This window comes from Cyclobacterium sp. 10D3-21 (assembly GCF_055809755.1).
Map to the genome: position 1 here is coordinate 5,860,148 of NZ_CM147924.1, position 15,097 is coordinate 5,875,244.

A 15,097-nucleotide genomic window follows, 5' to 3' on the forward strand; every position below is an offset into this window, starting at 1 on the left:
CATGACAGCGCTACTTGAAGTCCGACAAATAACCAAGAAGTTCTCCGGAGTGACTGCACTCAGCCAGGTAGATTTGTGCCTCGAAGGAGGAAAAGTCACCGCCTTAATTGGTGAAAATGGTGCTGGAAAATCAACTTTATTGAAGATCATGTCGGGAATTCACACCGATTACGAAGGTGAGCTCTTATTTAAAGGTCAGGAAATCAAATTCTCCAGACCCAAAGATGCTCAGGACATGGGCATATCCATTATCCATCAGGAATTAAATCTTATCCCCTACCTCACTGTAGCCCAAAACATTTTTCTGGGAAGAGAATTGGTCAATGCTTTTGGTTTTTTGGACCGTGATAAAATGATCCACAAAACCAAAGAACTTCTGGAAAGGCTAAAACTGGAAGTAGAACCTACAGCCTTGGTAAGCACCCTGAGAGTAGGCCAACAACAAATCGTAGAAATTGCCAAAGCACTTTTGACTGAATCATCCGTAGTATTTATGGATGAACCTACCTCCGCAATAGGAGAAAGCGAAACGGCTGTACTCTTTGAAATAATTAACAAGTTAAAAGCTGAAGAAAAAGCCATCGTCTACATATCACATAAGCTGGAAGAGCTGTTTGCCTTGGCTGACAATTTTGTGGTTTTGCGAGATGGAAAAGTCGTCGGACAAGGCGAAGTTTCGGGAATTTCCCGCCCCTTGCTGATCAATATGATGGCTGGCCGCTCAGTAAATGTCATTAAAAAATCCAGCAAAAAGTCCTCTGAAGAAAAAGTCTTACAAGTCAAAAACCTGCAATTAACAAACCCTGACAATCCCAGCCGACCTTTGCTTAACAATATTCATTTTGACCTGAACAAAGGGGAAGTATTGGGGATCTATGGATTGATGGGTGCCGGAAGAACAGAACTTTGCGAAAGCCTGTTTGGCCTCCACCACCGCAGAATGACTGGGAGTATCGAATTGGAAGGAAAAGAAATGCTTTTCAAAACCCCAATTATGGCCATTGAAGCAGGTATGGCACTGGTGCCGGAAGACCGTAAAAAAGACGGGATTGTACCCAATATGTCTGTCGGTAAAAACCTAAGCCTTTCCGTACTGGAGCAGGTAAGCAGCTATGGATTTCTAAACAGTGCTTTACAGACAAAACTTTACGACAAATATGTAGCCTCACTAAAGATAAAAGGTCACAGTGAAGAACAACTAATTAAAAACCTAAGTGGTGGAAACCAACAAAAGGTAATTCTCGGCAAATGGATAGCCCGGTCTCCGAAAGTACTTATGCTGGATGAGCCTACCCGAGGCATTGATATCAATGCAAAAAATGAAATCTATGAATTGATATCCCAGTTGAGCCAATCGGGCATCTCTATTCTCGTCGTCTCTTCAGAAATCCCAGAAATTCTAGCCATTTCTGACAGGATACTTGTGATGGCTGAAGGGGAAATTTCTGCTCAATTCTCGAGTGAAGATGCTACTGAAAACAATATTATGAATGCCTGCATACCGGAAAATCTGACCCAATGATCTCTATAAAGAAAAAATTAAATATCGCTCAGTTTCAGTCCCTCATTGCCTTGTTTATTTTATGCCTGGGTCTGGCTTTGATGACAGACAATTTTATGACTACAGACAATTTCTGGAACGTCATGCGTCAGATTTCGGTAAACGTCTGCATTTCAGTGGGTATGACCCTGGTAATTTTAACTGCCGGAATTGATCTTTCTGTAGGTTCTATTCTGGCTTTTTGCGGCGCTGTTACTGCCGGCCTGCTTAGCAATGGAATCAGCATTCCTGCTATCAATTTATTCATAGGCTTTACTGTTTTAGGAGCTGTACTTGCCGGTCTATTTGTTGGGGGTGGCTTAGGGTTTATCAATGGCTATGCCATTACCAAATTTAAAGTACCGCCCTTTGTGGCTACCCTGGCCATGCTTACAATGGCTCGGGGTTTTACCATGCTTTGGACCAAGGGGCATCCGATTTCGGGTTTGGGCGAGACCTTTGGTTTTTTAGGCACAGGTTGGTTTTTGGGCATCCCCATGCCGGTTTGGATATCAGGAATTGTGGTCGTCACAGCGATAGTTCTAACCGGAAAAACCCGGTTTGGCAGGTACATCTATGCCATAGGTGGCAATGAAAATGCCTCACTCCTCTCCGGAATACCCATTGCAAAAGTTAAAATATGGGTATATGCGCTTGCCGGCATACTTGCTGCAGTAGGTGGGATTTTGGTGACAGCACGTCTGGATTCTGCTCAACCCAATGCCGGCTTCAGTTATGAGTTGGATGCCATCGCTGCAGTGGTGATTGGAGGCACATCTTTATCCGGTGGGCGGGGAACAATCCTGGGAACTGTGTTGGGTGCCATCATTATCGGAGTCCTGAACAATGGGCTGATCCTTATGAGCGTTTCCCCATTTTGGCAACAAGTAATTAAAGGGCTGGTCATTCTCCTTGCGGTAATCATTGACAAGTCCAACCAGAAAAGTGAATAAACCAGCGTTGCTTCAGCCATAACAACAACGCATTACGAAAATAAAAATGTCTTATATATTAGCCATAGATCAAGGAACAAGCAGTACCAAAACCATCATTTTTGATGAAGAGGGTAAAGCTTTGCACAAGGAGACCGCACCACTAAAGACCCACTATCTTGATGGAAACCGGGTAGAGCAGGAGCCTGAAGAAATCTATCAAAACATATTGAGCTCATTAGGCAAATGCCTGGAAGGATTTAGGGCTAAAAACGGTGATTTAAGCAAAATCAAAGCCTGCGGCATTTCCAATCAACGCGAAACCTTTGTCCTCTGGAACAAGGCAGGTGAAGCGCTTTACAATGCTGTAGTTTGGCAATGTAAACGATCTGTCCCTGTCTGTGAACGATTGAAAAGCGAAGGGCTCGCACCCAAAATCAATCAAAAAACAGGATTAATCATTGACCCCTATTTCTCTGGCACAAAGGTGATCTGGCTGTATGAAAACGAGCCTAAAATCAAACAGGCAATAGACAATGGAGAGGCTTTTTTTGGCACCATCGATACCTGGTTGCTTTATAAATTAACCAAGGGGCAATCCTATTTGACCGATTATACCAATGCTTCCAGAACCTTGTTTTTTGATTTAAACAAGCTTTGCTGGGAAAAAGAGTTATTGGAGGATTTCGGTTTGTCAAAGCTTAATTTACCAAAGGTAAAACCTTCTTCCTTTCATTTTGGTGACACCAATTTTGAAGGATTAATAGGTCATTCTGTGAGTATTTCGGCCATGATTGGGGATTCCCATGCCGCAGCTTTTGGTGAAGGATGTTTTGATCAAGGAAGTGCAAAAGCAACCCTTGGTACTGGAAGTTCTATTTTAATGAATATAGGAAGTAAACCAAAAACTTCTCAGCATGGCATGGTGACCACCATTTGCTGGAGCACTGAAGATCGGGTGGATTATGCACTGGAAGGAATCATCGTCTCAGCCGGCGCTACAATTGAATGGGTTAAAAACCAACTCGGTTTATTTGAAAATGCTGCAGACTTAGAGGAAATATGCTATTCCTTGCCAGACAATGGTGGCGTATACATCGTGCCTGCTTTCTCCGGATTAGGAGCACCACATTGGGATATGAAGCGGAAAGCATCCATTGAAGGGCTTTCATTTGACTCCTCCAAAAATCATGTGATACGGGCAGCGGTAGAGTCTGTTCCCTATCAAATAAAAGATGTGATTTCAGCCATGGAAGCAGATTCAGGCACCCCACTTTCTGAACTCAAGATTGACGGGGGTATTACCGCAAATAAATTTGTTTTACAATTCTTAGCAGACCTGCTTGAAAGGAAAGTAACCAATATAGCCATTGCAGATGTTTCCGCTTTAGGAGCTGCCTATTTGGCTGGACTTCAATCAAAAATATACGAAAGTCTGGAGCAACTCCAGGGATTTAACCAGACTGCCAACAGTACCTTGGCAGGAGATGGTAGGAACAAAGCCATAGACGCCTATAAAGGTTGGAAAAACGCGATTGGATAAATTTCACCTCCACAAAGAAACATACCATGAAAAACAAACTCAAAATACAACTGGCAATAACGGCGCTGCTGGCATTAGGCTTCAGCAACCTAATCGCACAAAATAAGGCAGGGGAAAAAACAAGGGTTATCGTCACCAGCGATGGAGAAATAGACGATCAGTGCTCTATTGTTCGTTTTCTTTATTACGTCAACGAATGGGATGTGGAAGGAATCATCACCTCCAGCTCTCAATACCATTGGCACGGTCATAAATGGCCTGGAGACGATTGGATTGAGCCTTATCTGGATGCCTATGAAAAAGATTACCCAAATCTTGTAAAACACGACCCTGCATTTCCAACGGCAGCTTTCCTACGCGAACGCACGCTATTGGGAAATGTAAAAACCGAAGGTGAGATGACCGAAGTTACAGCAGGTTCTAGCCATATTGTGAAGGTTTTATTGGACGAAACAGATGACCGCCCTATTTGGATTCAAGCCTGGGGAGGGACAAATACTATTGCCAGGGCCTTGAAAACCATCGAGGAAAATCACCCTGAAAAAATGGAATATGTAGCCAATAAAATTCGCCTTTACCTGATATGGGAACAGGATGTTACTTTTCAGGAATACATTCGACCGCATTGGGGTAAATACAACATCCCAACCATCATCTCTGATCAGTTTGAAGCCATTGCTTACCGATGGGCTCAGGTCCAACCCAAAGAAATGCTGCCCTATTTTGAAGGGCCATGGATGAAAGCCAATATTCTTGAAAACCACGGTACATTGGCAGCCCTTTATCCAGCCATGGAAAATGGCGATTTCCGTTCTGAGGGTGACTCTCCTGCCTTTCTGCACACCATCCCCACAGGGTTAAGAAGCTTGGAATCACCTGGAAATGGTGGCTGGGGCGGAAGGTATGTCAAAGTCCGTGAAAACACCTGGCTAGATGCTGTACCTGTGCCAGAATATAAATATCCTGAGGGCAGGTGGTATGGCAGCAATGGCTGGGGCAGACAAAGTTTGCGTGAAGGAAGCAAAGCCACCCCTGCACAACGCAGCGAATATTTTAAACCCATGTGGCGTTGGTCTGATGCTTTGCAAAATGATTTTGCAGCTAGGGCAGACTGGGCTGTGAAATCTTATGAAGAGGCCAACCATGAACCTGAAGTAATACTCAAACATAAGGACGATCTTACCCTGAAAGCAGGGGCAAAAGTCAAGCTCGATGCTTCCCTATCAACAGACCCGGATAAAGATCAATTGAACTTTAAATGGTGGAAGCACCAAGAGGCAAGTACTTATCCTGAAAGTATTGCTATTAGAAATTCTGAAAGTGAAAAGGCTTCTTTTACCGTTCCTGAAAATGCTTCCAAAGGGCAAACCATCCATATTATCTGTGAAGTAAGTGATAACGGAACACCAGAACTAACCAGGTACCGAAGGATAATCATCACTGTAAAATGATACTCTTTAGACCGTGCCTAAAATTAGCTATTGCTAAAGGGTCGGTCTTTTCAATACTTTGTCATTCATTCCACTTAAACCCAAAAGTAATGATCCCGATCAAACATTTAGGCTATGCCCTCTTTTCACTGTTGATTTCAGTCAATGTTTTTGCGCAGGCCCCATGGGATTCCCACGGTCAGCTTGAGGTAGCATCAAATGGACACTATATCGCCCATGAAGATGGCACTCCCTTTTTATGGATTGCTGATACTGGCTGGGGCTTGTTTCAGCAACTTACCAGAGAGGAAGTAGACATGTACCTTGACCATAGACAGAAAACCGGCTTCAATGTCATACAGACCGTAGCCTTTTGGTACCCCCATGGAGGAGGAATCGATAGTGGCCCACACAATGCTGCCAATGCCTATGGTCACAGGCCATTTACAGGTGGTGAGGATGCGCCAAATACATCCGAACCCTTGATTGTATCAGGTGGAAGCACTGAAACTCCCAATGATTATTGGGACCATGCGGATTACATTATTCAGGCTGTAAAGAAACGGAACATGTACCTGGCCCTACTTCCGAATTGGGGCAGGGCATATATTTCAAGTCAATTTGGTGGGGCGCATACCGAATTTACTGCGAAGGAAGCCAAAGACTACGGTTCGTTTCTCGGCAAGAGGTACCAAAATGAACCCCATATTCTTTGGGTATTGGGTGGGGATGCAAAAGGCTTGTACAAGGAAGGTGATAAAAGCTTTGATTCACGGCCCATTTTCAGGGCCATGGCTGAAGGGATTGTTCATGGCGTTACTGGACAATCGGCAAAATGGAATGAACCAAATCCTGCCAGGAAAAAAGTTTTTATCACCTATCACCCGGATGGGGATGCCACTATAAATTCCTCAAATTGGTTTCACGAGGATGCCTGGCTGACCGCAAATGGCGTGGAAGTATGGAAGGAAGTAGAAAAAGTGTATTCAAGCATGTTGAGGGAATACAATTTAGACCATCCCAAAAAGCCGAGTTTATTCTTAGAGGGATCCTATGAGTTTGGCGCCTACGGGCATGACTGCGGATGGATTACTCCTGTTCGTTTACGGCGCCAGGTCTACCATACCTTTTTTGCAGGAGGGGCCGGACACACTTATGGCGCAGGTCCGATTTGGCCCATGCGAGGCAATAGAGGAAGTTACAGCTGTGGGTACACCTGGCAACAAGCCCTGGATTTTCCTGGTGCTGTGCAGTTTGCCCAACTTGCCAAAAAATTTCTTATCGACCATCAATGGGCAGAATGGATACCCGATCAAAGTATTTTGCAGGGCTCAGAAAGTGAAGGAGAAAGCCTGAAAACAGCTGTAAAACTGGATAATGGTAAAATGCTATTGGTGTATTTTTCCAATATATCCCAGGCCACTGTTAAAAATATACTTTCAAAATCTGCAGAAGCCAAATGGTTTGATCCTAGTGAAGGCCGGGAAGCCAAAGCAGAAGCCTTCAAACCTGGTGAGCTACGTCAAATAACACCTCCATCGGCATGGGAAGACGCCATTCTGATCTTAAAAGCAAAGGAATAAATACGAGCCCTTTTTAGGTGCATTCAAATTGTTCTAAACTTATTAATCATGTATAAATTATTTCCAATAAAAACAGCTCATTCCATGAGAATTAACCCATACAGATTTCTCCTCATTAGCCTAATCCTTTTAGGAAGCATTGATCTAAATGCACAAGACACAATGGAGAAAGAGCGAATCATCGTGCTCACAGACATAGAAAATGAACCCGATGATGCCATGTCACTCATAAGGTTCCTTACCTACTCCAACCAATGGGATGTGGAAGGCCTGGTGGCTACTACTTCCCGGCACCAACGAAATAAAATCGCAGCCTGGAGAATTCGTGAAATCTTAACTGCCTACGATAAGGTAAGGAACAATTTAGAAAAGCACGAGAAAGGCTACCCTACCACTGATTTTCTTTTGTCTATACTCAAAGAAGGCATTCCAAAATTTGGCATGGAAGCAGTTGGGGAAGGCATGGATTCTGAAGGTTCAGAATTAATAATCCAATCCGTGGATGCAGATGATTCCAGACCCGTTTGGGTATTGGTTTGGGGAGGCCCCAATTGTCTTGCCCAAGCACTATGGAAAATTAACCAAACCCGTTCTCCTTCGGAAGTGGATAAATTTGTGGCCAAACTAAGGGTATATACCATTTCTGACCAGGATGATAGTGGTCCTTGGATAAGAAAAACTTTTCCCAGTTTATTTTATATCGCCAGCCCGGGAATTCATCCACTTGGAGCCTATCACCATGCGACCTGGACAGGCATCAGTGGAGACAAGTTTCACGGACGTTTTTCAGGAGGAAACTTTGAAATCGTGGACAATCCATGGCTCGATGAACACATTCGAAGCAAGGGACCTTTGGGTGCGGAATACCCACATATGGATTACCTGATGGAAGGGGATTCTCCAAGTTTTATGCATTTGATTCATACCGGGATGGAAAATCCTGAACGCCCAGATTTTGGCAATTGGGGAGGGCGATATGAATTCTATCAACCCAGAACAGAAAAATGGTTTGCTGAGCCAGAAACCCGTGCACTATGGACAAATGCTCAGGACGAGGTATTGGGCATGGATGGGAGTTACCACACCAGCAATAAAGCGACGATTTATCGTTGGAGAGAAGCTTTTCAGAATGACTTTGAGGCCAGAATGGACTGGACAATCAAGCCTTATGCTGAAGCCAACCACCCTCCGGTTGCCCACCTTAAATCAGCCGATTATATCAATGCAAAAGTTGGAGACATTATTGAATTGAGCGCTGAAGGAAGCAAGGATCCGGATGGAGATGGCTTGACCTACAAATGGTATCATTACAGAGAACCGGGGAGTTTTACCCAATCCGGAAGCAGAGCACCAAAACCAATTGAAATTAAAAATGCAGACAAAGCAAATGCCCAACTAACTATTCCTAAGGCTGAAAGGCTAGGGACAATCCATATCATTTTAGAGGTTACAGACAATGGTTCACCCGCGCTAACGCGATACAAGCGGACCATTATAAGGGTAAATTAATGCTGCATTTAAAGTAATCCCCTACTTAAGAAAGGCCTCAATTGAATTGAAGCCTTTCTTTTTGGTTCATTAATTTTCTGGGTTAAAAAGGGGGAAGTATTATCAATTTGCGGCAATTTTATCTAATTTACTTCGAACCTTAACTTCATGATCTTGCAGGAAGCTTTTCAAAAATTAAAAGGGATCCTTATGGGAGACCTAGAAAGTGTGCAACAACTGACTGTTTCACTCTTAATCGGTACTATAATCCTTATTTTCTTCATCTATTTCTCCCGATGGATACGGAATTTGGTCAGCAATAGACTAAATAGGAAAACCGATGACCGCTTACTAACCGATTTTATCAGTGCTGCCATTAGAAGCCTGGTCATGATTTTTGGATTGGCCCTTTTGCTTCGCTTTTTAGGGCTTACGGGGGTGGTCAATAGTCTTCTTGCAGGTGCAGGTATCACTGCCTTTATTATAGGTTTTGCGCTAAAGGACATCGGTGAAAATTTCCTCGCAGGGATTCTCCTTGCCTTCAAAAGGCCTTTTAAGATTGGTGACATGGTAGAAATCAACGGCATAAACGGAAAAGTGCTGGCCCTAAACCTTCGGGATACGCAGGTCAAAACCGTAGATGGCAAAGATGTCTTTATCCCCAATGCCTCCATCATAAAAAATCCAATGATCAATTATACCATTGATGGTTACCTGAGCTACAGTTTCACGGTGGGTCTGGATTATGGATCCAATTATGTCGCCGCATTGAAGTTGATTTCCGAACTTATTCAATCCATCCCAGGAGTCCTTGAAGGAGACAAAAAACCTACCGTATTGGTAAAAGAGATGGCCGCTTCTACCCTGAATGTGAAAGTCACCTATTGGGTAAACACCTATAATTTTGACCAAACGGATGCCAAAATACATTCCAATGCCATTTTGAAAGTGCTCACAGGTTTGGAACAGGAAGGTTTTAATTTGCCTGGAAATATCGTAGAAGTTAAAAATCGCTAAAAATTGGCCCCAATAACAGCCTGATCAATCTTGGAAACAGGGTCAAACCTGGATTCAAGGACATGGAAAAATGTAAGAGATTTTGTCAGCATTGTTGCAAAAAAAGCAACAATACCGCCAAAATCATTTATCGTTCTATCACTGGGCCACGGGTTCACACCCGTGGCCTACAAATCTATCACCCCTCTGGGGTTCTCAGTTTTCGTTTTATTTATCATTCAACATCATTTTAGAAAAGTTGAACTCTAATGAAGAATTAGATGGATTTAAAAAATGGATTTAGCGACTCCATCATGAAGTATTGCAATCACAAGAAAATCGGGCTGTTTGGAGCCATAGCATAGCACCAATATACTCAACCTGTCTATACGTCAGGTAGAATCGAAAACAGCAACGAAGTGATTAATTTCGATTTCAGCACTTAATCTTCTCCCAATGCCCCCACTTGCCTATCTTCCTCTATGTATTTAATGCCTGAGATTTTCAGGTCTTCCAACTTGCTTTCATTTCCGGAACTACAGCCTGTAATGATACCGGAGAGTTTCAAAACCTGCTTGATGGTACAGCCTTTTTGTCTCAATTCCCCTGCAATCTGATCTATCTTTCCAGTTGCATTCTCTTCAACCGATGCAATAAAGTTTCTTTTCATGGTTTCTCAATTTATTGCGGTGCTTGCACCAATCCTGTCCCGGCATCCCTTGCTGGTAAACCAACGTTTCGTGCACCAGTGGTAAGCTTATTCCAGATTTCCATGGGACTGGCATCCGGATAGGCCTCGCAAAGCAAGGCAGCAACCCCAGCCACATAAGGAGTCGCCATGCTTGTACCACTAATGATCGCGTATTCCTGAGGCTTCTTCCAGGAACTGTAAATTTCTACACCCGGACCGGCTATATCCACACTTCCTCCATTGGGGTTAAGGCCTCCACATGAAAAATTGGCTATGGCAGAGTTCTTGTCCAATGCCCCCACCGCCATGATATTGGGACAATTCCCAGGATGATTGACAGGTTTTATGGAGTCATGGCTTCGCTGACTGTCATTACCTGCTGCAGCAATGATCAGGGTACCCATGTCCATGGATCTTTTGGCCAGGTCATTGTAAATATTGGAATACCGGTCATTTTCCCCAACAGTGGCCCCTAGAGACATGGAAATTACCTTGCATCCATTGTTCACTGCCCACTCCATTCCTGCTAATATTCCGCTATCGCTGCCTACACCTTTGTTGGACAAGACTTTTCCAGCATATAGGGTAGCCTCACTGGCTGTCCCATAGCGTATGCCTGTGCTGGCATTTACCCCTCCGGTGGCTATGCCGGCGCAATGCGTGCCATGTCCGTTAAAATCATCAACTGTCTCCCCAGATATAAAGGATTTGGAGAATACCTCCCGGTTTAGAAAATCAGGATGATCAAGGGTCATGCCCGTATCCAATATGGCCAAATTTACTCCCCTACCTGTTTTGTCACTTTGTAATACGCCCAAGGCATGAATGGCCCAGTAGGCAGTAGCGTCACTCTCAAAAACAGGAGGCACAACCACTGGGGGATCTTTGGGAACAGGCCCTGGTTTTTTTATGCCAAAAATCTGGCAAATAAAATTCCATAGTAGCATCCCTATATTTGTTTGGGGAGGGGTATCCAATGCATAAACAAAGCGCTCTGGTTCCATGTATTGAAAAGATTGCTTTGCAGCCATCAGGCTGTTCACCTGCTCATCATGGTCCGCATTGATTACGGCTACATTGAATTTTTCAAAGACAATCCCATCCCCTTCTGAAAAAGCTTTTTCATAGTCTTCTTCTTTGCTTTTGTAAGCCCCAGAAGGCGCCAATCTAAGGGAAGCCCCATTGGCTTCCTCATTGATATTTTTAAAACTGGCCTCAGGGTGAAGCAATACCAATTTCTTGCCGGTAAACTTAGGTTTGTTTCCCGAAGCTGCCTGGTTGTTGATATAGGGATCCATATTATGTAGTGGTTAAAGGGTTTGGTACTAAAATGAAAAGTCTTAATCCCTGTTAAGTTAACAAAAAATCTGAGAATTCACTTAGCCAAAAACCACATAACTTATTGAATTACTGATTAATTCAGAGACAATTCTATAGGGATTATGCTTAAGATTGTGTGCTCCGATTAAGAATCTTGGGTTTTCGTTTTTTTATTTAGCCATTCGATAGGCGATCTATTGCCTATTTCTGGGTTAAACCTTCGTAGCCCAGTTCTATTGTTTCAATAGCTACTTCCCCATTATTTGAATTTAAATCTAATCCGGTGATTTTGGTTGGCCAGGCATTGGACAAGATCCAGGTCATTGCAGGATTTCCTGATTCATCTAACAATTCTATAATAACATTCTCCCGTCTTACCACATTCATTTTTATTGAATTGATCCAATTGTTGAATTTACCCTCATCTGGAAAAAAGCCTTTTTTTAGGGCTACATTACCACTTTTTGAAATTCCGGGCATTTTTATGGTAGAAAAAGACTTGCTTTCGCCTTTTCTGTATTCCAAAGACGCTGCTTCGGGATCCAAACCTGATACCTCCTGAAAAGATACTGTCTCCCCCAATGTTTCAAACTTTACCCTAAAGTAAAACTTAGGTTGTGGCCAAACTGAATCCTGCTTTTCTCCTGCCATATTTTTCTGATTGTATATGTTTTATCTAAGTTTGGAATTACTTTTTGCAATTGTGTTCCAGCACTTTTTTTAGAAGTTCCGGCTCAGCAGTTCCCACCATCACCCTTTTACTTTTTCCTTTGCTTTTGTACTTTATCCGCAATGCTTTCCATCCATGGATGCTGTAAAGCATACCCTTTGGGGTGATCCTGATTCCAATACCATAGTACCATGGTATCCTGATAATCTCGGTTTCCTCCAGTTCATCGATTTCAAATTTAAGGTTTATCAGCCCTATGCCATAGGACAGTCTGAGCGTGGCTCCATTAACTTCAACCGTAAGTTTGTGAAGCATAAATCCCAAAACAACAAGAAATGAACTTAGTATCAGAAAAGGAGTAAAAGTGAGTGGATTGTCTCCCCACTGCAGGGCATAGGCCAGGCAGAGAAAAGCTACCAAAAGTGCAAACAATATAATTACAACCCATCCAAACTGCGATTGCTTGTATTTCATAAGTGGAGGAATTAGAATTTTCAGGTAATTACAAGTTACTGAATTATCCTTTATTTCTGATGGTAAATTTTATCAACCGGTGAACTTTCATTAAATTCAGAAACTATATTACCTTATATCCATTTCTTTTTGCATCTGAGGATTGCAATTACAAGTTGGCTTCAGAACTACTTCTGCCAATAATACCTGCCTGGTAATTTACTATCCAATATCGCATCAGAAGAGAGAAAACATTAGAAATATTAGGTATACCTAAACCTTATAATGGTACATTAGCGGTCATTTCTTTAAATCATTTCTGAGTGAATTTGTGGATTGATTAAAGCTATTTGGTAGTTCAATAGTTTCTTTTTTATAAGGAAATAGCCACGATTCAATAGATATGCGTAATCATTCATCGCTGTATATAAAATTTCTAAGTTATTTTCTTTATAGGTATCCCCACTGAAATATTTCCAATCTTTTGAGAGATACAACTCAAAATTATTTTTTATTGCCATGTTTATTTCCGGTTGAAATTTACTATCTTCTAATAATTCCCGTATTTCATTTTTTAATTTTTTTTCAGTGTCTTCAATATCATTAAAATTCCACCTAATTTGATCAATGGGAGTTGTAAAGTTTATGAAATCTAAATCATTTGATAGTTTGATATATAATTGATATTTGGAATCAAATTCTTTATCATAATCAAAAAATTGCTTGTATAAACTCTGCAAGGTAGTGCTAGGTATTCTTTCAATTTCATAACTGTTGAAAAACTGAAAAATTCTTAAATCATTAAATTTTATTTCCTCGTGCAATATACCTAATTCTATTTCAAGTTGTTTAAGGAGGGGTTTACTATCCTTTTGGTTATATTTTACGCCATCATAATCAAATGATTTGAGCTTAAAAGTTTTATCTAAAATTTGACTTATCGTTTCTATATCATTTTGTAGTGAAATAGCAGAATAAACCAAGTCTACATTCTCTTTAGAAAAAAGATCAACTAATTTGATTGTTTCTACCTCCTCCTCAACTTCTTGAGGATCAAAAATGAGTGGGTTCTTATTGTCATAGTAACCATTGTACACTTTAGGAAAAGTGTTTTTCAAAAACTCATTTTCAAATTCCGCCTTGAATGACTCAAAAGGCATTTTTATAACAGCCCCTTGGTAATCAACCCCTTGAAATAACTTATCGGTAAGTTCTCTTTGTATTCCTTCAATGTCACAAAACAATGAATTGGCTAATTCATTATCCATATTTTTAGCCAACAGTCCTGTTTTTTCCATCATATCAATACGGTCTTCAACACTAGGGTGTGAAGCCCACTGGTCTTTAATTACCAACTTTGACTTATTAAATTTGCTTAATTCGTGTTCAGATACTTGGGGTAAATTACTTTGGATTTTAATGTCATTCTCTTTTGCTAGAAAATGCATTGCAAAAGTTTGATCCTTAAAAATGTTTTCAGACTTTATGTTTTCATTTATTTTATTGTCATAAAATGACAGTATACTATTGTAAGAGTGATCTGCCAATGACATTCTAAGCAAAGAATTTTTCAATGGTTCATAACCAGTTACCGTCGCCGCTACTTCATCTGCATGGAACTCCATTTCTCGTGACAAGCATAAATAGCTCTTATTTACTACCCCATACATCTGTCTCAACACCCACTTGATACCTTCAATAATTTTAACAGAAATAAATACAAAAATCCAAAAATAACCACTGACATCTGCCCATTTTTGAATAATTCTATCATACTTTTCGTTATCATTAACCAGGTTAAATATAATTTGATTGACATTGTAAACGTAGCTCCCAACCTTCATCGATTTTTGAGAAAAATGACCAAATTCGTGACTTAAAATAGCCTTCAACTCTGATTTAGAAACTGTATTAACCAACCCCAACCCAATTTGAAGGTTCTTTTTTATTGGTAAAAACATGCTCCAAAAACTTGAGTCGTAAAATACCGCTGCATTTACATCTACCGATAAATAAACTTTCTTTGGAAAGCTAGTGCCTATTTTTTGAACAATTTCCTCTATAAGAACAAAAAGCTCAGGTTCCTCACGCTTGGTAATTTCAGTTAAGTTTGATCTGTCAGCTTTATGGGTCTGAAAAACGAATTTCACAAGGAAAAATAATACTAGAATACCTAAACTGGCCAAGCCTATACCAAGCACTATTGTAACAAACATGGGCCGAAAAGCTATTAATAATATTCCTCCATATACACAGAGATTAGTCAAAATTATAGCTAAAGCCAACATCAGAATATAGGTTAGTAAAAATAGGACTATTGAGGCAATTGCCTTAGCTGTTTGAGTTTTATACTCCTGAGATACTTTGATTGCTGTTGTTTTAGTTTGCATTGTTCCTTGTCTTAATTTGCACAAACCTGCCAGAAGAATCGAGGCAGTTATTTCAAAATTA

Annotated in this window: 12 protein-coding genes; 7 read left to right on the forward strand and 5 right to left on the reverse strand. The window is 41.3% G+C overall.

Going from position 1 to position 15,097, the window contains the following annotated elements:
* The first annotated feature begins 1 nt into the window (after position 1).
* From AC0L7T_RS22600 to AC0L7T_RS22630, 7 genes are all read left to right on the forward strand, one after another.
* Positions 2 to 1,522 carry a sugar ABC transporter ATP-binding protein gene (locus AC0L7T_RS22600; protein ID WP_473338610.1) on the forward strand — a complete coding sequence of 507 codons (1,521 nt, stop codon included), beginning with the start codon at positions 2 to 4 and terminating at the stop codon, positions 1,520 to 1,522.
* Positions 1,519 to 2,493 carry an ABC transporter permease gene (locus tag AC0L7T_RS22605; RefSeq protein WP_473338612.1) on the forward strand — a complete coding sequence of 325 codons (975 nt, stop codon included), beginning with the start codon at positions 1,519 to 1,521 and terminating at the stop codon, positions 2,491 to 2,493. Before AC0L7T_RS22600 ends, AC0L7T_RS22605 begins: the two co-directional genes overlap by 4 nt.
* 46 nt (positions 2,494 to 2,539) lie before the next feature.
* Positions 2,540 to 4,015, forward strand: coding sequence for an FGGY family carbohydrate kinase (locus tag AC0L7T_RS22610; protein ID WP_473338614.1), 1,476 nt, complete (start codon positions 2,540 to 2,542; stop codon positions 4,013 to 4,015).
* A 26-nt stretch (positions 4,016 to 4,041) separates the two neighbouring features.
* Complete coding sequence (locus AC0L7T_RS22615) at positions 4,042 to 5,466, forward strand: DUF1593 domain-containing protein (RefSeq protein WP_473338615.1); 1,425 nt, start codon at positions 4,042 to 4,044, stop codon at positions 5,464 to 5,466.
* 89 nt (positions 5,467 to 5,555) lie between these two features.
* Positions 5,556 to 7,028: a glycoside hydrolase family 140 protein gene (locus AC0L7T_RS22620; RefSeq protein WP_473338616.1), complete on the forward strand. Its 1,473-nt coding sequence runs from the start codon at positions 5,556 to 5,558 to the stop codon at positions 7,026 to 7,028.
* 48 nt (positions 7,029 to 7,076) lie between these two features.
* The gene (locus tag AC0L7T_RS22625; protein WP_473338617.1) at positions 7,077 to 8,537 is read left to right on the forward strand and encodes a DUF1593 domain-containing protein; all 1,461 of its coding nucleotides are present in this window, start codon (positions 7,077 to 7,079) and stop codon (positions 8,535 to 8,537) included.
* Positions 8,538 to 8,726: 189 nt separating this feature from the next.
* Entirely contained in the window at positions 8,727 to 9,533 is an 807-nt protein-coding gene (locus AC0L7T_RS22630) for a mechanosensitive ion channel family protein (RefSeq protein WP_473338619.1), read from the forward strand.
* A gap of 421 nt (positions 9,534 to 9,954) precedes the next feature.
* Here AC0L7T_RS22630 and AC0L7T_RS22635 read toward each other — a convergent pair whose 3' ends face one another.
* The 5 genes from AC0L7T_RS22635 to AC0L7T_RS22655 all read right to left on the reverse strand — a co-directional run bounded on the left by AC0L7T_RS22635 (position 9,955) and on the right by AC0L7T_RS22655 (position 15,036).
* On the reverse strand, positions 9,955 to 10,182 hold the full coding sequence (locus AC0L7T_RS22635) for a hypothetical protein (protein WP_473338620.1): 228 nt from the start codon (positions 10,180 to 10,182) through the stop codon (positions 9,955 to 9,957).
* A gap of 11 nt (positions 10,183 to 10,193) precedes the next feature.
* Positions 10,194 to 11,501 carry a S8 family serine peptidase gene (locus AC0L7T_RS22640; RefSeq protein WP_473338621.1) on the reverse strand — a complete coding sequence of 436 codons (1,308 nt, stop codon included), beginning with the start codon at positions 11,499 to 11,501 and terminating at the stop codon, positions 10,194 to 10,196.
* A 223-nt stretch (positions 11,502 to 11,724) separates the two neighbouring features.
* On the reverse strand, positions 11,725 to 12,174 hold the full coding sequence (locus tag AC0L7T_RS22645) for a phage tail protein (RefSeq protein ID WP_473338622.1): 450 nt from the start codon (positions 12,172 to 12,174) through the stop codon (positions 11,725 to 11,727).
* Positions 12,175 to 12,211: 37 nt separating this feature from the next.
* A complete protein-coding gene (locus AC0L7T_RS22650) occupies positions 12,212 to 12,667 on the reverse strand; it encodes a hypothetical protein (RefSeq protein WP_473338623.1) in 456 nt (151 codons plus the stop codon).
* Between the two features lie 287 nt (positions 12,668 to 12,954).
* Positions 12,955 to 15,036 carry a M48 family metallopeptidase gene (locus AC0L7T_RS22655; RefSeq protein ID WP_473338624.1) on the reverse strand — a complete coding sequence of 694 codons (2,082 nt, stop codon included), beginning with the start codon at positions 15,034 to 15,036 and terminating at the stop codon, positions 12,955 to 12,957.
* Positions 15,037 to 15,097 lie beyond the last annotated feature (61 nt).